The sequence below is a fragment of the Pseudomonas nitroreducens genome (assembly GCF_024170165.1).
GTDB lineage: Bacteria > Pseudomonadota > Gammaproteobacteria > Pseudomonadales > Pseudomonadaceae > Pseudomonas > Pseudomonas nitroreducens_C.
Genome location: NZ_JALJXP010000013.1, coordinates 178965 through 201510, shown reverse-complemented (window position 1 = coordinate 201510; position 22546 = coordinate 178965). Strand labels below are relative to the sequence as shown.

General features: G+C 68.1%; 21 protein-coding genes. 14 read left to right on the top strand and 7 right to left on the bottom strand.

What is annotated here, in order from left to right:
* Both J2T47_RS23860 and J2T47_RS23855 read left to right on the top strand, forming a co-directional pair.
* Positions 1 to 282: acyl-CoA dehydrogenase family protein (locus J2T47_RS23860; protein WP_253452492.1), on the top strand; the 282-nt coding region annotated here is incomplete at its 5' end.
* Positions 283 to 295: 13 nt separating this feature from the next.
* Positions 296 to 1111, top strand: a complete 816-nt coding sequence (locus J2T47_RS23855) for an HpcH/HpaI aldolase/citrate lyase family protein (RefSeq protein WP_253452491.1) — start codon at positions 296 to 298, stop codon at positions 1109 to 1111.
* 271 nt (positions 1112 to 1382) lie between these two features.
* Here the strand turns inward: J2T47_RS23855 and J2T47_RS23850 are convergent, their stop codons facing one another.
* Positions 1383 to 2621, bottom strand: coding sequence for an OprD family porin (locus tag J2T47_RS23850; RefSeq protein WP_253452489.1), 1239 nt, complete (start codon positions 2619 to 2621; stop codon positions 1383 to 1385).
* Between the two features lie 289 nt (positions 2622 to 2910).
* Between J2T47_RS23850 and J2T47_RS23845 the strand changes: the two genes are divergently transcribed.
* From J2T47_RS23845 to J2T47_RS23790, 12 genes are all read left to right on the top strand, one after another.
* Positions 2911 to 4107, top strand: a complete 1197-nt coding sequence (locus J2T47_RS23845) for an acetyl-CoA C-acetyltransferase (protein WP_253452487.1) — start codon at positions 2911 to 2913, stop codon at positions 4105 to 4107.
* Positions 4108 to 4114: 7 nt separating this feature from the next.
* Positions 4115 to 4996: an alpha/beta fold hydrolase gene (locus J2T47_RS23840; RefSeq protein ID WP_253452485.1), complete on the top strand. Its 882-nt coding sequence runs from the start codon at positions 4115 to 4117 to the stop codon at positions 4994 to 4996.
* Positions 4997 to 5080: 84 nt separating this feature from the next.
* Entirely contained in the window at positions 5081 to 5971 is an 891-nt protein-coding gene (locus J2T47_RS23835; RefSeq protein WP_253452483.1) for an MBL fold metallo-hydrolase, read from the top strand.
* Positions 5972 to 6109: 138 nt separating this feature from the next.
* Positions 6110 to 7012, top strand: a complete 903-nt coding sequence (locus J2T47_RS23830; protein WP_253452481.1) for a LysR substrate-binding domain-containing protein — start codon at positions 6110 to 6112, stop codon at positions 7010 to 7012.
* 127 nt (positions 7013 to 7139) lie between these two features.
* Positions 7140 to 8192 carry a cyclase family protein gene (locus J2T47_RS23825; protein ID WP_253452479.1) on the top strand — a complete coding sequence of 351 codons (1053 nt, stop codon included), beginning with the start codon at positions 7140 to 7142 and terminating at the stop codon, positions 8190 to 8192.
* 12 nt (positions 8193 to 8204) lie between these two features.
* Complete coding sequence (locus tag J2T47_RS23820; RefSeq protein ID WP_253452477.1) at positions 8205 to 8906, top strand: SDR family oxidoreductase; 702 nt, start codon at positions 8205 to 8207, stop codon at positions 8904 to 8906.
* Positions 8907 to 9095: 189 nt separating this feature from the next.
* Positions 9096 to 9785, top strand: coding sequence for a 3-oxoacid CoA-transferase subunit A (locus J2T47_RS23815; RefSeq protein WP_253452475.1), 690 nt, complete (start codon positions 9096 to 9098; stop codon positions 9783 to 9785).
* Positions 9786 to 9787: 2 nt separating this feature from the next.
* On the top strand, positions 9788 to 10492 hold the full coding sequence (locus J2T47_RS23810) for a 3-oxoacid CoA-transferase subunit B (RefSeq protein WP_301295666.1): 705 nt from the start codon (positions 9788 to 9790) through the stop codon (positions 10490 to 10492).
* A gap of 10 nt (positions 10493 to 10502) precedes the next feature.
* On the top strand, positions 10503 to 11390 hold the full coding sequence (locus J2T47_RS23805; RefSeq protein WP_253452471.1) for an acyl-CoA thioesterase: 888 nt from the start codon (positions 10503 to 10505) through the stop codon (positions 11388 to 11390).
* Positions 11391 to 11582: 192 nt separating this feature from the next.
* On the top strand, positions 11583 to 12881 hold the full coding sequence (locus tag J2T47_RS23800; RefSeq protein WP_253452469.1) for an MFS transporter: 1299 nt from the start codon (positions 11583 to 11585) through the stop codon (positions 12879 to 12881).
* 16 nt (positions 12882 to 12897) lie between these two features.
* Positions 12898 to 13176, top strand: coding sequence for a muconolactone Delta-isomerase (catC, locus tag J2T47_RS23795; protein WP_253452467.1), 279 nt, complete (start codon positions 12898 to 12900; stop codon positions 13174 to 13176).
* Between the two features lie 81 nt (positions 13177 to 13257).
* Positions 13258 to 14514 (top strand): acetyl-CoA hydrolase/transferase family protein, encoded by a 1257-nt coding sequence (locus J2T47_RS23790; RefSeq protein WP_253452465.1) that lies wholly within the window; start codon positions 13258 to 13260, stop codon positions 14512 to 14514.
* 12 nt (positions 14515 to 14526) lie between these two features.
* On the opposite strand, the gene mrdA is transcribed toward J2T47_RS23790, so the two are convergent.
* From mrdA to J2T47_RS23760, 6 genes are all read right to left on the bottom strand, one after another.
* Complete coding sequence (mrdA, locus tag J2T47_RS23785) at positions 14527 to 16419, bottom strand: penicillin-binding protein 2 (RefSeq protein ID WP_253452463.1); 1893 nt, start codon at positions 16417 to 16419, stop codon at positions 14527 to 14529.
* A 794-nt stretch (positions 16420 to 17213) separates the two neighbouring features.
* On the bottom strand, positions 17214 to 17618 hold the full coding sequence (locus J2T47_RS23780) for a heme-binding protein (protein WP_253452460.1): 405 nt from the start codon (positions 17616 to 17618) through the stop codon (positions 17214 to 17216).
* Positions 17619 to 17698: 80 nt separating this feature from the next.
* Positions 17699 to 18598, bottom strand: coding sequence for a DMT family transporter (locus J2T47_RS23775; protein ID WP_253452457.1), 900 nt, complete (start codon positions 18596 to 18598; stop codon positions 17699 to 17701).
* 48 nt (positions 18599 to 18646) lie between these two features.
* Complete coding sequence (locus J2T47_RS23770) at positions 18647 to 19915, bottom strand: NAD(P)/FAD-dependent oxidoreductase (RefSeq protein WP_253452454.1); 1269 nt, start codon at positions 19913 to 19915, stop codon at positions 18647 to 18649.
* The gene (locus J2T47_RS23765; RefSeq protein ID WP_253452453.1) at positions 19912 to 21018 is read right to left on the bottom strand and encodes a polyamine ABC transporter substrate-binding protein; all 1107 of its coding nucleotides are present in this window, start codon (positions 21016 to 21018) and stop codon (positions 19912 to 19914) included. The genes J2T47_RS23770 and J2T47_RS23765 overlap by 4 nt, the downstream gene beginning before the upstream one ends.
* Positions 21019 to 21097: 79 nt before the next feature.
* Complete coding sequence (locus J2T47_RS23760; RefSeq protein ID WP_253452450.1) at positions 21098 to 22396, bottom strand: NAD(P)/FAD-dependent oxidoreductase; 1299 nt, start codon at positions 22394 to 22396, stop codon at positions 21098 to 21100.
* Positions 22397 to 22546 lie beyond the last annotated feature (150 nt).

Here is a 22546-nt window from a genome sequence, read left to right as displayed (position 1 = left end):
ATCGAGGCGGCCGACCTGATGCGCTGGCGCGCCTGCCAGGAATACGACAGCGGCAAGAACGCCGGCGCTGCCGCCAACATGGCCAAGTACCTGGCGGCCAAGGCCAGCTGGGAAGCGGCCAACGCCTGCCTGCAGACCCACGGCGGTTTCGGCTTCGCCAACGAATACGACGTCGAGCGCAAGTTCCGCGAGACCCGTCTGTACCAGGTAGCGCCGATCTCCACCAACCTGATCCTGTCCTACGTGGCCGAGCACCTGCTCGAACTGCCGCGCTCGTTCTAAGGGAGGCTTGCCCATGGACATGCCCCTGGAAAAACTGCGCAGCGCACTGTTCGTGCCCGGCGACCGACCGGAGCGTTTCGCCAAGGCCCTGGCCAGCGGCGCCGACGTGGTGATAGTCGACCTGGAGGACGCCGTGCAGGCGTCCGCCAAGGCCCAGGCGCGCGAACACCTGCGCGCCTTCCTCGACGCCACGCCGGACGCCGGCGTGTGGGTACGGGTGAACATGGCCGGCCATCTGGAGCACAACGACGATCTGGACCTGTGCCGCCATCGCGGCGTGCTCGGCGTGCTGCTGCCCAAGGCGGAAAGCGTCGAGCAGGTGGTCAATGCCGCCGCCCTCGGCAAGCCGGTGCTGCCGATCATCGAAAGCGCCCTGGGCCTGCTGGCCCTGCCGGAAATGGCCCGCGTGCCCGGCGTGCAGCGCCTGACCTTCGGCGGCCTCGACCTGTGCCTGGACCTGGGCATGAGCGCCGGCAGCAGCGCCGCCGCGCGCCTGCTCGACCAGGTGCGCTACGACCTGCTCCTGCACACTCGCCTGGCCGGCCTGGCGGCGCCGCTGGACACGGTGTTCCCGGACATCGCCGACCTCGACGGCCTCGCCCGCTTCGCCCGCGATGCCCGCGACACCGGCTTCGCCGGCATGCTGTGCATCCACCCGCGCCAGGTCGTCGGCGTGCACCAGGCACTGGCGCCGACCCGCGAGCAGCTGGACTGGGCGCAGAAGATCGTCAGCGCAACCCAGGGCAATGGCGCCTTCCAGCTCGACGGGCAGATGGTCGATGCACCGGTGATCGAGCGCGCTCGCCGCCTGCTCGCCCTGCACGACTGAGCTCTCCGAAACCGAGCTCACCGACCTCGCTTTTGCCGGCTCACGTGGCCGGCTTTTTTATGCCCGCGATTCATGCCTGCCAGGCCGGCGGCAAAACTGCGCAAACAACAACGCCCGGTCCATCGTGGAGACCGGGCGTTGAGGTACCGCAGGGTGGGGATTCCGGTGGCGGCGACGGATGCTTCGCCGCCCGGATGACGCACCGTGCCGCTCGCTGAAGCGGCCCGGTGGGCCGACCGGCCACCCTCTTGTGGAGGGTGGCCGGCGCGACTCATTTGAGCGGCAGCGTGTAGGAGAGGATCAGGCGATTCTCGTCCAGCTCGCCGGCGCCATCGGAGCGCACCGTGGCGTTGCGCCAGCGCACGCCGAGGTTTTTCAGCGGGCCGCTCTGCACCACGTAGGTGACGTCGAGGTTGCGCTCCCATTCCTTGCCGGACTGCCCGCCGATCTCGTAGCCATCGCCGCGGATGTAGCGGTTGATCATGGTCAGGCCAGGCACGCCGAACGCGGCGAAATCGAGGTCATGGCGCAGTTGCCAGGAGGTCTCGCGGGCGCGGGTGAAGTCGAGGATCTGCACCACGTTGGCGCCGTAGGTGTCAGCGTCCTGCAGGTAGGGGAAGGGGCTGTCGCCGCTGTTGTCCTGGTAGCCGACGCGGAAGGTCTGCGCGCCGTAGTTGGCCGAGAGCATCGCGGTGGTCAGGCCGTTGTCGATGTCGCCGCCGCGGGCTGCGCCGTTCTCGGAGGAATCGAAGTAGCCCAGGTTGGCGCTCAGCACCCAGTCGCCAGCCTTCTGGCTACCGTTGAAGCCCAGGTAGTTCTGCTGGTAGACGTCCTGCAGCTCGGCGCGCCAGTAGGCGACATTGACTGTCGGCGAGAAGGCGTAGGTGGCGCCGAGGTAGTCGAAGTGATCGCCGCTGACGCCGTAGTTGCCGGCGAGAATCTTGTCGTGGTTGCCGCTGGAATTGCGGAAGTTGACCTTGTCGAAGCGGCCCAGGTCCAGGGTCAGGTTGTCGATGTCGGTGGAGCTGACGGTCGCGCCGTTGTAGATCGGCGGCAGCAGGCGCGCATCGCTGGAGAGCAGGATCGGGGTCTTCGGGGTGAAGCCGCCGACCTTCAGTTCGGTCCTGCCGATCTTCATCTTCGCCACACCGGACAGGTCGCTGTAGCTGCCCGGCCCGGAGTCGCCGAAACGGTTGGGCAGCAGGCCGGTGCCGGCGCGCGCATCGGAGGAATCCAGCTTCACGCCCAGGGCGCTGTAGAGGTCCAGGCCAACGCCCACGGTGCCCTCGGTGTAGCCGGACTTGGCGCTGAACATGAAGCCCTGGGCCCACTCCTCGCGCTTGGATTGCGCCGCGTTGTCCTGGCGGAAGTCGCGGTTGAAGTAGACGTTGCGCAGGCTGAGGCTGACGCTGCTGTCCTTGATGAATTCGGCCTGGGCCAGGGTTGGCAGAGCGAGGGCCGGCGGCAGCGCGAGCAGACCGAAGAGCTGCGCCAGGGAAGGATTCTGCATGGGGGTATCCGTGTTGGTTGTTGTTGTTTTGCGAAACGGGAAATGACCCGGAGGGGGAACGCCGGGATGCGCAGAAGGATGCAAAGGCGAAGGCGCGAGCAGGTATTGGGTTTTGCTTAAGGAGCCGTTTCAGGAAAACGAAGAGCGCCGCGCAGCCCCGGCGGGCGCGGCGACTTAAGCAATGTCGAAGGCAGGCTTTCGCGATGCGAAATTCCCGCACCGCGTCGCCTTGCCCATGCTGGCCGGCATTCCCCTGCCCCTCCCCCTTTCCAGGAACAAGGCCGACCCCATGCACGACGCGCTGATCGTTTCCCCCCTGCGAACCCCTATCGGCAAGTTCGGCGGCGCCCTCGCCCCGCTGACCGCCGACCAGCTCGCTGCCGGCATCATCCAGGCGCTGCTGCAGCGGGTGGACATCCCGCCGGCGACCCTCGACGAGGTGATCGTCGCGCAGTCCTATGCCTCCAGCGAGGCGCCCTGCATGGGCCGCTACGCCGCGCTGGCCGCCGGCCTGCCGCTGGAAGTGCCCGGCTACACCCTCGACCGCCGCTGCGGCTCGGGGTTGCAGGCAGTGATCGACGCCGCCATGCACGTACAGACCGGCGCCGCCCAGGCGGTGCTGGTGGTGGGCGTGGAGAGCATGAGCAACATCGAGTACTACAGCACCGACATGCGCTGGGGCGCCCGCGCCGGCAGCGTGAAGTTCCACGACCGCCTGGAGCGCGGCCGCGAGCGCTCGCAGCCGCAGGAGCGCTTCGGGCGCATCTCCGGCATGCCCGAGACCGCCGAGAACCTCGCCCGCGACTACGCCATCAGCCGCGAGGAAGCCGACCGCTTCGCCGTGCGCAGCCACCAGAATGCCGCCACCGCCTGGCGTGAGGGCCGCTTCGCCAATGAAGTGGTGCCGGTGACCGTGCCGGGCAAGCGCGGCAGCCAGACCCTGGTGTCGATGGACGAAGGCATCCGCGAGGACGCCAGCCTCGACGGCATGGCCGGCCTGCGTACGCTGCTGCCCGATGGCGTGTGCACCGCCGGCAACTCCAGCCAGCAGAACGACGCCGCGGCAGCCTGCCTGGTGGTGTCGCCGGACTACGCACGGCGCCACAACCTGCAGCCGCTGGCGCGCCTGGTGGACTGGGCGGCCGCCGGTTGCGACCCGGCGCGCATGGGCATCGGCCCGGTGCCGGCGGTGGACCACCTGCTGCAACGCAGCCAGCGCACCCTGGCAGAGATGGACCTGATCGAGGTCAACGAGGCCTTCGCCGCCCAGGCCCTGGCGGTGCTCAAGGCCTGGGGCCTGGAGAACGACGAGCGGGTCAACGTCAACGGCTCGGGCATCTCCCTCGGCCACCCGATCGGCGCCACCGGCGTGCGCATCATGACCACCCTGCTCCACGAGATGCAGCGCCGCGGCTCCCGCTTCGGCCTGGAGACCATGTGCATCGGCGGCGGCCAGGGTCTGGCCGCGTTGTTCGAGCGGGTGTGAGGTCGCCATGTCGAAAAAACTGAGCTGGATCGAAGTCAACCAGACCGCCCTACGCTACCAGCTGTTGCCCGCCGACAGTGCGGACGCGCCGGTACTGGTGCTGGTACACGAGATGGGCGGCAGCCTGGAAAGCTGGGATGACCTCTGCGCCACGCTGGCCGGCGAACTCACCCTGCTGCGCTACGACACGCGTTGCGCCGGGCTGTCGGAGAAATTCCCCGGCGAGCTGGCCATCGACGACCACGTCGCCGACCTGGCCGCGCTGCTCGATGCGCTGCGCATCGAGTCACCCGTCGCGCTGATGGGCGTGGCGGTCGGTGCGGCCATCGCCATTCGCTTCGCCGCCCGCCACCCCGAGCGCTGCCAGCAGCTGATCGGCCTGGCGCCGGCCTGCGGCGTCGCCGCCACCGCTCGCGAGGCTACTCGCCAGCGTGCCGCTGCGTTGCGCAGCGAAGGCCTGGGCGAGCTGGTGCCGGCGCTGCTGGACAAGACCTGGCCCGAACCGCTGCGCACCGATTCGGAGGTCTTCGAGGCCTTCCGCCTGCGCTGGCGCGCCGCCGACCCACAGGGTTTCGCCGCCACCTTCGCCATGCTCGCCGACCTGGAACTGGAGGCCGACCTGCCGCGCCTGCCGGCGCGCACCCTGCTGGTGTCGGGCGAATACGACGCCCTGCGGCCTCCGGCGGAGATCGACCGCCTGGCCGGTTTCGCCCCACAGATCGAAGCGTTGCAGGTAGCCTCCGGGCACTTCATGCCCTTGCAGAGCCCGCGGCTGGTCGCGGCGCTGGTGCGCGGCCATGTGTGCTCCGGGCTGTCGGGCGCGGCGATCTACCGCGAGTTCATCGAGCAGCCACAGCACCGCGTCGGCGCCAGCCGCCACGCAGCCTGACTACCACCGTGAGCGGCCCTGCCCGGCCAGCCGCGCAAACAGCCCAGCAATCAAGCAAAGAACAACAATGAGGAACACCGCGCCATGATGCAGTCCCGCATGATCGGTGACATCAAGGTCACCCGCATTCTCGAGTACGCCGGCCCCACCCACGACCCGGCCTTCCTCTTTCCGCAGATGGACCAGGACGTGCTGGCCGAACACCGCGAGCTGATGGCGCCCAACCACTGGATCGAGCACATGAACAAGCTCATCGTCACCATCCAGTTCTGGATCGTGCATGTGGGCAACGAGATCGTGGTGGTCGACACCGGCGTCGGCAACTTCAAGCCGCGCCCCGGCATCGCGCGGATGAACATGCTCAACGGCCTGGTGCGCGAATGGATGATCGCCGCCGGCGCGCCGCCGGAGAAGGTCACCCACGTGGTGATCACCCACCTGCATTCGGACCACGTCGGCTGGAACACCACCTGGAAGGATGGCCGCTGGGAACCGACCTTCCCCAACGCCACCTACCACTTCCCCAGGGACGACTTCGACTTCTGCCACCAGGGCAAGAACAGGGAAGGCGGCGTCATCGACGTGTTCGGCGAATCCTTCTTCGACAGCGTGATGCCCATCGTCGATGCGGGCCTTGCGAAGATGATGCAGCCCGGCGAGGAAATCGCCGACTGCCTGCAGGTGCAGGCAGCCCCCGGCCACAGCCCCGGCCAGGTGATCTTCAAGGTGCGCTCCGGCGGCGAGGAAGGCATCTTCTGCGGCGACATCCTGCACAGCCCGGTGCAGATCGTCCGCCCGGAAATCAATTCCGGCTACTGCATCTGGGAGGATACCGCCCGTCAGACGCGCCTGGCCTTCCTCAACGAAGCGGCAGACTCCGGCGCGCTGATCCTGCCGGTGCATTTCGGCGAACCGCACTGCGGCTTCATCCGCCGCCAGGGCTCGGGCTTCGCCTTCGAGGCCGCTCACTGGTGATCCGGCAGCCCGTGCCGGCGTGCTCCCGTTGCGCGCCGGCGTGGGCTACCAGAACGGCGCCGGACTGACGAATGCCGTCTATGCAGGCTATTCGCCAGCCAGTACCGTGGTATACCACTTGGCAAGAAGTACCAGACCATGGCGATGCATTTCGATATCACGGATTTCCGGCTGTTCATCAACATCGCGGAAACCAGCAGCCTCACCCGCGGCGCGGAACGCTCCTTCCTCTCCGTGCCGGCCACCAGCAACCGCATCAAGAACCTCGAGGACAACCTCGGCATGCGACTGCTGGAGCGCTCGCCCCAGGGCGTGACCCTGACCAACGCCGGCAAGACCTACCTGCAGCACGCGCGCATCATCCTCTCCCAGCTGGAGATGCTCACCGGCGATCTGCAGCAGTACGCCGAAGGGCTCAAGGGCCAGCTGCGCCTGCTGGCCAACACCACCGCGATCACCGAATACCTGCCACCGGTGGTGGGTGAGTACCTCAAGACCCACCCCGACGTGCACATCGACATGCGCGAGCGCCTCTCCGACGACATCGTGCGCTGCATCCGCGATGGCAGCGCGGACCTGGGCATCGTCTCCGGCAGCGTGGTCACCGACGGCCTGCAGAGCGTGCCGCTGGTAAGCAGCCGGCTGATGGTCATCGCCCCGGAGGGCCACCCGATCCTCGAAGGCGGCGAAGTGCACTTCAAGGAAGCCCTGCAGTACGCCTTCGTCTCGCTGCTCGAAGGCAGCGCCATCCACGTCTTCCTCAGCCGCGCGGCGGCGGCACTGCACATCCCGCTGACCATCCGCGTGCAGGTCGCCAGCTCCGACGCGATCTTCCGCATGGTGGAAGCCGGCGCCGGCATCGCCATCGTGCCCCAGGCCGGTTTCGAACGCTTGAAGGGCAGCCAGAAGATCGGCTCCTGCAAACTGCTCGATCCCTGGGCGGTGCGCACCTTCCAGCTCTGCGCGCAGGACTTCGACGGCCTCTCGGCCTTCGCCCGCGACTTCGCCGACAGCCTGATCGACTGCTACCGCGCGGCTTAACCCTGGGTTAAAGCCGCCTTCCAAAGAGGCCAATTGTCCGCCTCCAACGAGTCTGGGAGCCTTGCCGCACAAGGACGCGCCGCCATCCCGGGCGACCCGCCACCGACAACAACAAGGACCATCGACCATGGCCGAACCACGCTGGAAGAAACGCCCCGAGGGCTCGAACTGGGGCGATTTCGGCCCAGACGACCAGAGGGGACGACTGAACCTGCTGACCCCGGAAAAGGTGCTGCAGGGCATCGCCGAGGTCCGTGAAGGCCTGGCCTTCTGCCTCAGCCTGCCGCTGGACTACCCGGGCGGCAATGCGATGAACGTCAACCGCCTGCCGCCGATCCTGCGCCCGCTGCTGCGCAAGGGCGGGGTCAACATGAACTACCAGTACCAGTGGATCCAGGAAGGCCGGCCGGACGTGCTCAGCGATGACCTGGCGATCCTCCACCTGCAGTACTCCACCCAGTGGGATGCGTTGTCCCATGTCGGTGCGCTGTTCGATGCCAACGCTGATGGCGTGCCCGAGCCGCTGTACTACAACGGCTTCAGCGCCGGCGGCGACGTCGAAGGCCCCAGCGAGCTGGAGGACTGCGGCATCGCCGGGCCGATCAAGCCGCACAGTACCTCCTGCGCCCACGCCCTGGGCATCGAACGGATGGCCGAGACCTGCGTGCAGGGCCGCGGCGTGATGATCGACCTGCACCACCACTACGGCCTGGGCCGCACCCATGTCGGCTACGACGAGCTGATGCGCGTGCTCGAAGCCGACCGCGTGGAAGTGCAAGCCGGCGACCTCGTCTGCCTGCACACCGGCTACGCCGAAGCCCTGCTGGGGATGAACCGCAACCCCGACCCGGCGGAGCTGGAACGCCTGGCTGCGGTGCTCGATGGCAACGACAGCCGCCTGCTGAACTGGATCACCGACAGCAACCTGGTGGCCATCGCCGCCGACAACTACTCGGTGGAAATCTTCCCCGCCGGCCACGCCGGCGACTGCTGCTCGGTGATGCCGCTGCACCACCACTGCCTGTTCAAGCTCGGCGTCCACCTGGGCGAGCTGTGGCACCTCACGCCGCTGGCCCAGTGGCTGCGCGCCAATGGCCGCAACCGCTTCCTGCTCACCGCCCCGCCGCTGCGCCTGCCCGGCGCCGTGGGCGCACCGCTCAACCCCATCGCCACTGTCTGACGGAGTCCCACCGTGCCCAAAGAACGCGTACTCATCACCGGAGGCGCCTCCGGTATCGGCGCCGCCATCGCCCAACGCTGCCGTGAAGACGGCTTCGAGCCGGTGATCATCGACCGCATCGGCGACGGCCTGATCGCCGACCTCACCGACACCGCCGCCACCGCCGCCGCACTGGAACAGGCGCTGGCCGACGGGCCGATCACCCGCCTGGTGAACAACGTCGGCATGGTCTGCCCGAACCCGGCGGACGAGCAGAGCTTCGAGGAGCTGGAGCGGGTCTGGGCACTCAACGTGCGCTGCTCGCTGCAGTGCATGCAGGCGCTGCTGCCAGGGATGAAGGAAGCCGGCTTCGGGCGCATCCTCAACATGTCCTCGCGCGCCGCCCTGGGCAAGGAACTGCGCACCGCCTACGCCGCCACCAAGGCCGGGCTGCTGGGCATGACCCGCGTCTGGGCGCTGGAGCTGGGCCGCCATGGCATCACCGCCAATGCCATCGGCCCGGGGCCGATCCGCACCGAGCTGTTCGAGCGCGCCAACCCACCGGACAGCCCGCGCACCCAGGCGATCATCGACAGCGTACCGGTGAAGCGCCTCGGCGTGCCGGACGACATCGCCCAGGCCGCCTCGTTCTTCCTCGATGCCCGCGCCGGTTTCGTCACCGGCCAGGTGCTCTACGTCTGCGGCGGCATGACCGTCGGCGTAGCCGCTGTATAAGCCGCTCGCGAAGCGCGCCAGGCCGCACCACACAAGGCCGGCGCGCCCTCTTAACCGGGGGTTAAACACCCCTTCCGCAGACTGAAATTGTGACCCTCCAGGCGCACTGGCAAGCTGGTTTCCAGGCGGCGACAAGGGCTTTCGAAAGCCGCGTCCGTCCGCGATAAAAACGACAAAGGACCCGCAGTCATGATCGACAAGCTTTGCCCCAGTGCCGCCCAGGCGCTGGCCGAGATTCCCGACGGCGCGACCATCGCCGTGGGCGGCTTCGGCGGTGCCGGGATGCCCGAGGACCTGATCGACGCGCTGATCGCCCAGGGCGCGCGCGACCTCACCCTGGTGAGCAACAACGCCGGCCAGGGCGATACCGGCCTGGCCGCCCTGCTCAAGGCCGGCCAGGTACGCCGGATTCTCTGCTCCTACCCGCGCATGGTCGGCTCCCACGTCTTCGAGGAGCTGTACCGCTCAGGCTTGATCGAGCTGGAGATCGTCCCCCAGGGCAACCTCGCCGAACGCCTGCGCGCCGCCGGCTGCGGCATCGGCGGCTTCTTCACCCCCACCGGCTACGGCACCCTGCTGGCCGAGGGCAAGGAAACCCGGCTGATCGACGGCCGCCACTACGTGCTGGAGTCGCCGATCCATGTCGACTACGCGCTGATCAACGCAGAACTCGGCGACCGCTGGGGCAACCTCACCTACCGCAAGACCGCGCGCAACTTCAGTCCGGTGATGGCCATGGCCGCGCGCCACACCATCGCCTCGGTGGGCCGCGTCTGCGAGCTGGGCGAGATCGACCCGGAGCACGTGGTCACCCCCGGCATCTTCGTCAAGCACATCGTGCAGCGCAGCAGCGCCGTCAGCCAGAGCAAGGCAGGTTGAGCATGGACAAACAGACCCGCAACGCCATGGCCACCCGCGTGGCCCGCGACATCCCCGAGGGCGCCTACGTCAACCTCGGCATCGGCCTGCCGACCCTGGTGGCCAACCACCTGCCGGCGGACAAGGACATCTTCCTGCACAGCGAGAACGGCGTGCTCGGCCGCTGGACCGGGGCCAGGCCCGGTGAGGAAGACTGGGACATGATCAACGCCGGCAAGGAGCCCATCTGCCTGGCGCCGGGGGCTGCGTTTTTCCACCACGCCGACTCCTTCGGCATGATGCGCGGCGGCCATCTGGACATCTGCGTGCTCGGCGCCTTCCAGGTCGCGGCCAACGGTGACCTGGCCAACTGGCACACCGGCGCGCCGGACGCCATCCCCGCCGTCGGCGGCGCCATGGACCTGGCCATCGGCGCCAAGCGCATCTTCGTGATGATGGAACACCTGGCCAAGGACGGAGCCTGCAAGCTGATCGAGCGCTGCACCTACCCGCTCACCGGCATCGGCTGCGTCAGCCGCGTCTACACCGACCTCGCCACCCTGGAGATCACTGCCGATGGCGTGCAGGTCATCGAGCTGGTGGGCGAGACCACGGCCGAGGCACTGCAAGCCGTCACGCCGATCCCGCTGGACTTCTCCAGCCTGTCCGGCCGCCCCGCACGGGCCCTGAGCCCGAGCGCCGAGCGTGCCCTGGGCAGCTCCGCCTGAGGACGACACCGTGGGCACCTTCGACCGCGCCAGAGCCTGGGACCAGGCCGATCTGACACAGCTGCTGAGCCTGGAAGACGGCCCGCAGGACACCTTCCGCGCCGCCGTCAACGACAGCAACGTCAACGGCCGCGTGTACGCCGGACAGCTGCTCGGCCAGGCTCTCTGGGCCGCCGCGCAGACCGTGCCGAACCGCGTGCCGAGCACCCTGCAGGCGACCTTCCTGCAGGGCGCCCGCCCCGAGGACGCGCTGGAGTACAAGGTGGAAGCGCTGCAGGATGGCCGGCGTTTTTCCAGCCGGCACATCTATGGCGTACAGGGCACCGCCGTGGTGCTCAGTGCCCATGCAACCTTCCAGCTCCCTGGCGAGAGTGCCGAATCGGCGCCGCGCCTGGAGGGCGATATGCCGTCGCCGGAAAGCCTGCCGGACCTGCGCGAACTGGCCGAGCGCTACCCGGGCCAGGGCGAGGCGACGCAACTGCGCTTCACCGGGCAACCGCTGCTGGATATCCGCCCGGTGAACCCCGAGGCGTATCTGGGCAAGGCACCGCCGCAGAACGAGATCGCCTACTGGGTTCGCTTGCTGCAACCACTGACGGCCGAGGGCTGCCTGCACCACGCGGCGCTGGCCTACCTCTCCGACTGCTGGTTCAACGGCGCGCTGGCGCCGCCCGCCAGCGCGAACGAACTGTGGCAGGGCCACTACATCGCCAACCTCAACCACACCCTGTGGTTCCACACCCCGGACCCCGTCTGCGACGACTGGCTGCTGTTCGTCAGCCAGGGCACCCGCAGCCTCGCCGGGCGCGGCCTGGCGCTGGCGCACATCTACCGCCGCGACGGCCGCCTGATCGCCAGCATGGCCCAGGACCTGCTGATTTCGCCAAGGACCGACTGAGAACTTAACCCGACCCAAAGGCAGGCTTTCGCAAAGGCAAATGGGCGCGCGAAGCAATCTGCCGCATGCTCGATCCACGAACTGACACCCCGCCCGCCTGGCGGTCAGCTCGCACGACGAGCACCACCCAAACGCTGCAATCGTGGCCCCGCCACGAACCGACACCCAATAACAATAAGGACGGTAATCCCCATGTTCGACTGGTACAAAACCGGCTCCCGGCAGGAGCGCAAGACCTTCTGGGCCTGCTTCTCCGGCTGGGCGCTGGATACCTACGACGCGCAGATGTTCAGCTTCCTGCTGCCGGCACTGATGGCGGTCTGGCAGATCTCCAAGGGCGAAGCCGGCATCGTCGGCACCGCCGCGCTGCTCTCGGCCTCCCTCGGCGGCTGGATCGCCGGCATCCTCAGCGACCGTTACGGCCGCGTGCGCATCCTGATCTTCACCATCTGCTGGTTCACCCTGTTCGGCTTCATCGCCGGTTTCGCCCAGAGCTACGAGCAGATGCTGGTGATCCGCACCCTGCAGGGCCTGGGTTTTGGCGGTGAATGGGCCGTCGGCGCGGCGCTGATGGCCGAGGTCATCCGCCCCGAACACCGTGGCAAGGCGCTGGGCTTCGTGCAGAGCGGCTTCGCCCTGGGCTGGGCCGCGGCTGCGGTGATCATGACCGGCCTGCTGGCCTGGCTGCCGCAGGAACTGGCCTGGCGCGTGGCCTTCTGGGTCGGCGTGATCCCGGCCGGCTTCGTACTGTTCATCCGCCGCCACGTGAAGGACCCGGAAATCTACCGGCAGGCCACCGCCAAGGTCGAAGAGAAAGCGTCGATGCTCTCCGCCTTCCGCCCCGCCGTGATCCGCCTTACCCTGCTCGCCGCCGTGCTGGTCACCGGCCTGCAGGCCGCCGCCTACACCATCATGGCCTGGCTGCCGACGCTGATGGTCTCCGAGCGCGGTCTCAAGCCCGGCCCGGTGATCTTCACCATGCTGATCATGTGCGCAGGTGCCTTCGCCGGCTTCATGGTCACTGCCTGGATCGCCGACCGCTACGGCCGCCGCCCCGCCCTGCTGCTGTTCAGCGTCGGCGCGTGGATCTTCACCGTGGTCTACATGCTGGTGCCGATGAGCACCGAGCTGCTGATGCTCATGGCCTTCCCGGTGGGCGCCTTCGCCACCGGCATCTTCGCAGTGCTCGGCCCGTTCCTCAGCGAACTGTTCCCGACCCACGTGCGTACCACCTGCATGGGTTTCTCCTACAACCTGGGCAAGTCCCTCGGCGCGCTGTCCATCGCCGGCGTCGGCGTGCTCTCCGAGAAGATCGGCCTGGCCCAGTCCATCGGCACCTTCTGCCTGGTGGCCTACGCCCTTTCCGTCACCGCCGTGCTGCTGCTCCCGGAAACCCGTGGCGTGCGCCTGCAGGACGTCGACGCGAAGATCCTGAACGACGACGACAGCGAGCCCGCCAGCGGCGCGCAGCTGTCCCAGAGCAAACTCTGAAACCCGAGGAATCACCATGCTGTACTGCGTAAGAATGGACGTGAACATTCCCCGCGATATCCCGGCCGAGGAAGTCGAGGCGATCAAGGCCGCCGAGAAGGCCCGCGCCACCGAAATCCAGCGCTCGGGGAAATGGCCGCACCTGTGGCGTGTCGTCGGCCAGTACTCGAACATCAGCGTGTTCGATGTGCAGAGCAACGACGAGCTGCACGCCCTGCTCTCCAGCCTGCCGCTGTTCCCCTACATGACGATGCAGGTCACCCCGCTGGCGAAGCACCCCTCCTCGATCATCTGACGCCTTCGCCATCTGCTGTACGGCGGCCCGCAGCGGGCCGCCGCTTCCCTCCTCCAAAGAATTTCAGGATGCGGCCCAGCCATGCCCAAGCTGCTGCAAGCGGATTCGCTCGACCTCCGTGAACTGATCCGCCCCGGCGACACCGTGCTCTGGGGCCAGGCCAACGCCGAACCCCTGCCGCTGACCGAATCGCTGATGGCCCAGCGCGCGCGCATCGGGCGCTTCCGGGTGATGCTCGGCATCGCCAACCACGCCACCTGCCGTCCCGAGCACGCCGACCAGGTCGACCTGCTCGCCTATTGCGGTGCCGGCGCCAACCGCGAACTGGGCAAGGCCGGGGTGCTCGACATCCTGCCCTGTCACTACTCGCAGCTGCCGGCAATGCTCGAAAGCGGCGCGCTGCGCATCGACGTTCTGCTGCTGCAACTGGCCCCGGCGGACGCCAATGGCCGCTACAGCCTGGGCATCGCCCACGAATACCTGCTGCCGGCGCTGGAACGCGCGCGGGTAGTCATCGCCGAGGTCAACCGCCAGGCGCCGCGCACCTTCGGCGAACGCACCCTGGGCGCGGAAGACCTCGACGCCATCCTCCACACCGACCGGCCGCCGCTGGAGAATCCGCCGGCACGCATCCGCGAGGCGGACAGCCGCATCGCCGCGCACATCGCCGGGCTGGTCGACGACGGCGCCACCCTGCAGATGGGCATCGGCGCCATCCCCGATGCAGTGCTTGGCGCCCTGCACGACCGTCGCGACCTGGGCGTGCACTCGGGCAGCCTCGGCGACAGCGTGGCGCAACTGATGCAGGCCGGAGTCATCACCAACGCGCGCAAGAGCCGCGACCGTGGCGTGAGCATCGGCGGCCTGCTGCTGGGCAGCCGGGTGATCCACGCCTATGCCCACGACAACCCGCTGATCCAGCTGCGCTCCACGGCCTACACCCACGACGCCGAGGTACTGGCGAGCCTGAACCAATTCGTGGCGATCAACTCCGCGGTGGAAGTGGACCTCAGCGGCCAGGTCAACTCGGAAGTCGCTGCCGGCAGCTACGTCGGCGCGGTGGGCGGCGCGCTGGACTTCCTCCGTGGCGCCGCGCGCAGCCGTGGCGGCCTGCCGATCATCGCCCTGCCTTCCACGGCCGGCGCCAGCAGCCGCATCGTCGCCCGGCTCAACGGCCCGGTGACGATACCGCGCAGCGATGCCGGGCTGATCGTCACCGAATTCGGCGTCGCCGACCTGCGCGGCAAGAGCCTGCGGCAGCGCACGGAGTGCATGCTGGAGATCGCCCATCCGCAGCACCGGGCGATGCTGGAAGAACAGCTGAAGGCGGCGGGCTGACCCCGCCGCGCTTCAGGCGTGCTTGCCCGAGCCGGTCTCGGCGGGCACGGCGTACTGCGGCTTGAGCTTGCCGTCCGCATCGAGCAGCCAGGCATCCATGATCTCGCGCACCACCGGGCCGGCCACGCGGCCGCCGGCCTCACCGTTCTCGATGGTCACCGAGACCACGATGGAAGGCTCGCTGGCCGGCGCGAAGCCGACGAACAGCGCGTTGTCGCGGTGGCGCTCCCTGGTCTTCAGGCGGTTGTAGCGTTCGCCCTGGCGGATCGCGACGATCTGCGCGGTACCGCTCTTGCCGGCGATGCGATACAGCGCCCCCTGCCCCGCCGCCCGCGCGCCGCCGCCCGGATCGTGCATCACCAGTTGCATGCCGTAGTTCACCGCATCCCAGTCGCGGGGGTTGCTCAGGTGGATGTCGGGCATGGGGTTGGCATCGACAACGTCCTCGCCGCCCACCGACTCGGCCAGCCGCGGACGGTGCCAGGCACCCTTGCTGGCGATCAGCGAAGTCGCCTCGGCCAGTTGCAGCGGCGTCACCTGCATGTAGCCCTGGCCGATGCCGAGGATCACCGTCTCGCCGGGGAACCAGGCCTGGCGCCGGGTGGCGCGCTTCCATTCGCGGGACGGCATCAGCCCCGGGGATTCCTCGGCCATGTCGATGGACACCTTGCTGCCCAGCCCGAAGCGGGTCAGGTAGTCGTGCATGCGGTCGATGCCCAGCTTGTGCGCGACGTCGTAGAAGTAGGTGTCGTTGGAGCGCTTGATGGCAGTGTCCAGGTCCACCCAGCCATCGCCGCTGTGGTTCCAGTTGCGGTACTTGTGGTCGTAGTTGGGCAGCTGGAAATAGCCCGGGTCGAACACCCGCGAGGCCGGCGTGATGGTGCCGGTATCCAGCCCGGCGATGGCCACCACCGGCTTGATGGTCGAGCCCGGCGAGTACAGCCCGCGCAGCGCCCGGTTGAACAGCGGCCGGTCGATGGAGTCGCGCAGCTGCGCGTACTGCGCCGAGCTGATGCCGTTGACGAACAGGTTCGGGTCGAAGCTCGGGTTGCTGACCATCGCCAGCACCTGCCCGGTGTTCGGGTCCAGCGCCACCACCGAGCCACGGCGGTCGCCCAGGGCCTTCTCGGCGGCGACCTGCAGGTCCACGTCCAGGCCCAGCACGATGTTTTCGCCGGCCACCGGCGGGACCTTCTTCAGCACGCGCATGACGCGGCCCTGGGCGTTGGTCTCGACCTCCTCGTAGCCCACGTGACCGTGCAGCTGCGGCTCATAGAAGTGCTCGACACCGGTCTTGCCGACGTACTCGGTGCCCCGGTACTCGGTGCTGTCCAGGCGCGCGGCCTCGCGCTCGTTGATGCGCCCGACGAAGCCGACCGAGTGGGCGAAGTGTTCGCCGTAGGGATAGTGGCGGACGAACTCGGCATCCACGTCGATGCCCGGCAGCTTGTAGCGATTGACCTCGACGAGGGCGATCTGCTCCTCGCTCAGGTCATGCAGGATGGTGACCGGTTCGAAGGGATGGCGGCTCTTCTTCAGCGCCTTGTCGCACTGCAGGCGCTGCTCGGGGCTCAGGTGCAGGATATCGGTGACCTGATCGAGCACCGCCTGGGAATTGCCGGCGCGCTCGCGGGTCAGGGTGAGGTCGAAGCTGGGCAGGTTCTCGGCGAGCACCTTGCCGTTGCGGTCGAAGATCAGCCCGCGTTCCGGGGGAATCGGCAGGACATGGATGCGGTTGTTCTCGGAGACCGTGGCGTTGGTCGCGTAGTCGGTGACCTGGAGGAAGTACATCCTCGCCACCAGGCTCACGCTCATCAGGGCCACCAGCGCGCCGCAGGCGATCAGCCGGCGGTTGACCAGCGCCGACTCCTGCTGGTGGTCCTTGAGTTTGATCGGATCGTGCATCGGGATTCCAGAAGGTCCATCGACCCTGTGGAAAGCGTTTCGCCCCCGCCGTGCAGGGGGCTTTCCGATCGATGCGACCTGGTTGCAGCAGAGTGGGAACGAACAGGAACCGGCACGCCGGGCGCGGGGCAAACACGCGTCATCTGGCATACCGGCGCGGCATGGTAGCAGACTGGCGGGACGGATTCTGACCGGTAGTCGAGGCGGTGCCCTGGCTTCGCATCGCGCCGGATGCCAGTCCGCTCCTGCGCAGCCGCCTAACACCGCATCAAATTGCAGGAGCGCGCCATGCGTGTGATCGCGGGCATGGCCTGCTCCTACACGACAACTCTGGCGTTGGGCGGTTCGCGAGCAAGCTCGCTCCTACGAAGAGCCGGACACCAGCTCTGGCTCTGGCTCTGGTTCTGGCTCTGGTTCTTAAGACTTCCAGAGAAATACCAGCGCACTCCGACTGCCCCGTTCAGGAGGCCTCGTTGAAGCGGAGTTTCAGGGGTTGAGCGACATGGATGTCGCGAGAGCTGCGACGGGCCAGGGATGGCCCTTCGCAGCGTGCCCCTGAAACTTCGCTTCAACGAGGGAATTTTTCGCCTAAGCGAAAAACCGGATGTCCGGGGCAAGACCTTTGCCCACTTTGGGTCGTTTGCCAAAGTGGGTCGCCCGAGGGGGCGAAACAAGAAGTCCGCGCGTACGCCGAAGCGGCGCAGAAACTCCCAAGCTAACGCAGCAATACAGGACCAACATCGGAGCAGAGGAAGGCGCCGGCCCTGCCGGCGGTTCGCGGGCAGGGCCCGCTCCTACAAGGTGAGGCTGGCGATCCCCGCCCTGGCAACCTGCGCATCCTGCTCCGCATGGACGCCGGACACCCCCACCGCGCCCACCACCTGCCCGTCCACCAGGATCGGCACACCGCCCTCCAGCGAAGTCAGCAGCGGCGCGCTGAGGAAGGCCATCCGGCCGCCATTGACCATGTTCTCGTACTCGCGGGTTTCCCGCCGGCCGATGGCCGCGCTGCGCGCCTTCTCCGTGGCGATGTAGGCGCTGGCCTGGGCGCAGCCGTCCAGGCGCACCAGCGCCAGCGGGTGGCCGCCGTCGTCGGCCACGGCAATGGTCACCGCCCAGCCCTGGCGCCGGGCCTCGTCGGAGGCGGCAGCGAGGATGCGGTTGACGTCGAGTTGGTCGAGCACGGCTTTGTGTTGCATGGAAGCTCTCTGTGGATGCGGCATCGGGCGCCGCGGGTCTTGTGAAACGGCGCGCGGCGCCGGACGGGAATCCCGGGGAGTCAGACCACCGCCCCTTCCGGCGGCTGCTCCAGCACGGCCACGACCACGGCACTGCCGACGATCAGCAGGATGCCGACCAGCGACAGCAGGCTGAGCACCTCGCCCCAGATCACGTAGCCGAACAGGCTCGCCCAGATGATGCTGGTGTAGGTGTACGGCGCCAGCGTGGCGGCATGGGCGCGGCGCACGGCGATGGTGAACAGCAACTGGCCGAGGGTTGCGAGCAGGCCGACGGCGAGCATGAAGCCGAGGTCCGGCAGGCTCGGCGTGCTCCAGGAAAACGGCAGCGTGGCGCCGGTGACCAGGGTGCCGACCACGGTGAAATACAGCACCGTGGTAGTGGAGTCGTCACTCGCGCGGATGCGGCGGATCTGGATCATCGACAGCGCGCCGAAGAACGCGCTGGCCACCAGCAGGCCCGGCCCGAGCAGGCTGGCCTCGGCGTTGTCCGGCTTGACCACCATCAGCACGCCGATGAAGCCCAGCACCGCCGCCAGCGCATTGCGCGGCAGCAGCCGCTCGCCCAGCAGCAGCGGCGCCAGCACGATCACCAGCAGCGCCTCGGAGTAGGCGATGGAGATGGCCTCGCTCAGCGGCACGTACGGCAGCCCGGCGAAGAACAGCGCCGAGGAGCCCAGCAGGGTCACCGCGCGGATGCTCTGCCCGCGCAGGTCCAGTTGCCGCCAGCGTTCGGCCAGCGGGCGACCGCGCAGGCAGAGGAGAAAGGCCGGCAGCACGCCGAAGGCCATGCGGAAGAAGGTCACCTCGTTGGCCGGGTACTTCAGCGCCACCACCTTGGCCAGCGCATCCACCAGGGCGAAACAGAACATGGACAACAGCATCAGGCCGACGCTGCGCAAGGCATGGCTGCGGGGGACGGCGAGGGTCAGCTGGGGCATGTCGTGATCTCCTGTTGTTCGGCGTGAGGCCGGGGTGAATGCCAGTGCTCAGCGCGAGCCGAAGCGACTGGCGAGGAAAGGTGTCAGCGGCACGCTGGTGACCTGGTCACTGGCCTGCTCGGCGAGCAACTGACCGGTGATGGCGCCGAGGGTCAGGCCGATGTGGCCGTGGCCGAAGTTGTAGAACACCTGCGGCAGGCGCCGGGACGGACCGAGCACCGGCATGCTGTCCGGCACCGAGGAGCGGAAGCCCATCCACTGCGATACCGGCTCGTGCTGCAGGCGCAGGAAGCGCCTCGCACCACGGGTCAGGTAGCGGTAGCGTGCCGGGCTCGGCAGCGCCTCCAGCCCGGCGAACTCCACCGTGCCGGCCACGCGCAGGCCCTGGGCCATGGGCGTCATGTAGAAGCCACCAGCACCCCAGCAGACCGGGCGATTGAGTACCTGCCCGGCGTGGCCGAAGAGCACGTGGTAACCGCGTTCGGTGTCCTGCGGCACGCTATCGCCCAACTGGTCCACCAGAGTCCGCGACCAGGCCCCGGTGCACAGCGCCACGCGGTCGGCAGGCAGCTTCTCGCCGCTCGCCAGTTGCGCGTTCACCGCGTCCCTGCCCTGCCCGGCCGGCTCCAGGCCCAGCAGTTCGCCACGGCGGAACTCGCCACCCATGGCCAGGAAGCGCTCGAACAGGCGCAGGCTCAGCGCGTACGGATCGAGGGTGCGGCTCACGCCGGGCAGCTCCACCGCGCAGCTGGCGCGGGTGTTCAACGCCGGTTCCAGCTCGCGCAGCTCGGAGCCTTCGACGAAACGGATCGGCACCTCGAAGCGCCGGTGGTAATCCACCATGGCCTGGGCGTCGCCGCGCTCATGGTTTTCGAAGATGTACAGCGAGCCGTCGTGGCGGATCAGGTCGTTGGCGCCGGCGGCGTCGAACAGCGTCTGCCAGGCGTCCATGCAGGGGCGCAGCAGGGTGTTGAGGTCGTGGCCGATGGCTTCCACCCGCTCGCGCCGCGAGGCCGCGAGGAACTGCAGCAGCCAGGGTGCGATGCGCGGCAGGTAGGCGGGGCGGATCGCCAGCGGGCTGTCCGGGCGCAGCAGCATGCCCGGCGCCTTGCGCCAGATGCCGGGAGTCGCCACCGGCTCCACCGAGTAGGTGGCGAAGGTGCAGGCGTTGCCGAACGAGGTGGCCAGGCCTGGCGGGTTGCGGTCCAGCAGGGTCACGCGCAGGCCGGCACGCTGCAGTTGCAGCGCGCTGGCCAGGCCGACCACGCCGGCGCCGACCACCAGGGCGTGGCGGCGCGTGTCGTGGGTCTGGGTCATTTGCCGCTCATCACGCGGGTCCACAGGCGGGTGCTCATGCGCATGCCGGAGGGCGACAGGGTCTTGATCGGGAACAGGGTGTCGAGCACTTCCTGCGGCGGGTAGACGGCCGGGTTGCTGCGCAGCTCGGGCTTCACGTACTGGGTCGCGGCGGCATTGCCGTTGGGGTACTGCACGGCATTGGTGATGTTGGCGATCACTTCCGGTTGCAGCAGGTAATCCATGTAGGCGTAGGCGTTATCCAGGTGCGGTGCGCCCTTGGGAATGGTCACGGTGTCCACGGCGATGGTGCTGCCTTCGCGCGGCAGGCTGTAGTTGATCTTCACCCCGTTGCCGGCCTGCTGGGCGGTGGTCATGGCCTGCAGCACGTCGCCGCTGAAGCCGATGGCGACGCAGATGTTGCCGTTGGCCAGGTCGCTGACGTACTTGGACTGGTGGAAGTAGCGGATCGACGGGCGAATGGCCTGCAGCGCGGCCTCGGCGGCCTTGAAGTCGTCCGGGTTCTGGCTGGCCGGGTCGCGGCCGAGCACCTTGAGGGTGATGGGCACCATCTGGGTGGCGTTGTCGATCACGGCGATGCCGCACTGGGCGAGTTTTTCCGCGTTCTGCGGATCGAACAGCAGCTGCCAGCTGTGGGTGACGTCGGTATTGCCGAAGATGGCCTTGATCTTGTCCTCGTTGTAGCCGATGCCCACGGTCACCCACAGGTAGGGAATCGCGTAGCGGTTACCCGGATCGCTGGTTTCGAGGATCTTCATCAGCTTCGGGTCGAGGTTGTTCCAGTGCGGCAGCTTGCTCTTGTCCAGTTCCTGGATGGCGCCGGCCTTGATCAGCCGCGGCAGGAAGTGGTTGGACGGGCTGGCCAGGTCGTAGCCGCTGGCGCCGGTCATCAGCTTGGCTTCGGTGGTCTCGTTACTGTCCACCAGGTCGTAGGTGGTCTGGATGCCGGTCTGCCGGGTGAAGTTCGCCAGGGTGTCGTCGGCGATGTAGCTGCTCCAGTTGGCAATGGTGACGGTCTGCGCCGCGTGGACGGAGCCGGTGCCTGCCGCAAGCGCGAGGCCGGCCAGGGTGAAACTGGCCAGGGACTTGGAACGATTGATCATGCTGCCCTCGTATTCTTTTTCTTGGAGATGGTCGTGGCGGATTGTCGTGATGGATCGTTTTGCGTGGGTAAACGGTTTGTCAGGCTTCGGCGCGCGCGCGGCGCACTTCCCAGGCCATGCGCAGCGAGGCGCCGATATCGAAGAACGGGCTGGGCGGCAGGTAGCCGGGGCTGGCCTGCGCCAGCACGTCGGCCAGCACGGGCGAGCTGTCGCCCGCGGCCATTTCCACCAGCAGGCGGCCCCACAGGGTGCCGCGCGCCACGCCCGAGCCATTGCAGCCGGCGACGGCATGCAAGCCGTCATCGACCCGGGCGAAGTAAGGTTCGCCAGAGCGGGTGCCGCTCAGGTGGCCAGTCCAGCTGTAGGCGATGTCCGCTTCGACGAGGCCGGGGAAACGCTTCTGCAGACCCGTGAGGTGACGGCGGCGGCGCCCGGCCAGCGCGTTGTCGTCGAGGTCGCGATGGCGGTACTCGACGGTGTTGCGGATCAGCAGCCGGCGCCCCGGCAGCAGGCGCACGGTGCCGCCGCCCGGCAACGGCGCGAGCACGCCCCATTGGTTTTCGCCGAACAGCGACTGCCAGCGCGGCTCGTCCAGCGGGCGGGTGATGCTCGCGCTCAATTCGAGTGGGAAGGCGCCGCTGTCGCGCAAGCCGGCGCGGGCTATGAAGGCGCCGAGGCAGACCAGCACCTGCGGCGCATGGACTTCGCCCTGCTCGGTACGCGCCACCCAACCCTGGCCGCTGCGGCGCAGGTCGGTCACGCCGCTCTGCTCGAAGACTTCCACCGACGCCGGCAGGTTCTCCGCCAGGCCTTTCACATAGCGCCCCGGTTGCAGCAGCGCATTGCCGCCCGAACAGTGAATGGCACGGTCATAGAAGGCGCTGCCGAGGCGTTGCTGCAGCGCCGCGCCTTCGTAGTAACGCGCGCTTGCGCCGACCGAGGCCAGCGTGGCGAGGATGCCGTCGATATCGCCCAGATGCTCGGCGCGGTGCGCGGCAAAGTGGTAGCCGTCGTCGTACAGTTCACAGTCGATGTTCAGGTCGGCAATGCGCTGGCGGACTTCCTGCGCCGCCGCGATGCCGATGCGCGAGGCGACCTGGTACGCGGCGTGGCCGGGCTGCCCGAGGCGTTCGCTGGCTGCCGGCAACTCATGGGCGACGACGAAGCCGGAATTGCGCGCCGAGGCGCCCTGGGCAATGCGCTGGCGTTCCAGCAGCACCACGCGCTGCTGCGGGAAGCGTGCCGCCAGGGCATGGGCGGCAGACAACCCGGTGATCCCGCCGCCAATGATCAGCCAGTCCGCCCGCTGGGTGCCGCTCAGCGCCGGCCGCGCGGGCAACTCGCCCGCCAGGGCGATCCAGCCACAGTGATTGTTCATTGCCCGGCACTCCTTCACAATCCATGCGCCGGGCGTATCCAAGCGATTTCCCCTGATGGCGCGTCATGACCAGAATCTACGGGCAGTTACGCTGAGCGCACCAACGCTCATTTTTCATCCTGATATTCCCATCTCGCATAGATGGGCGCA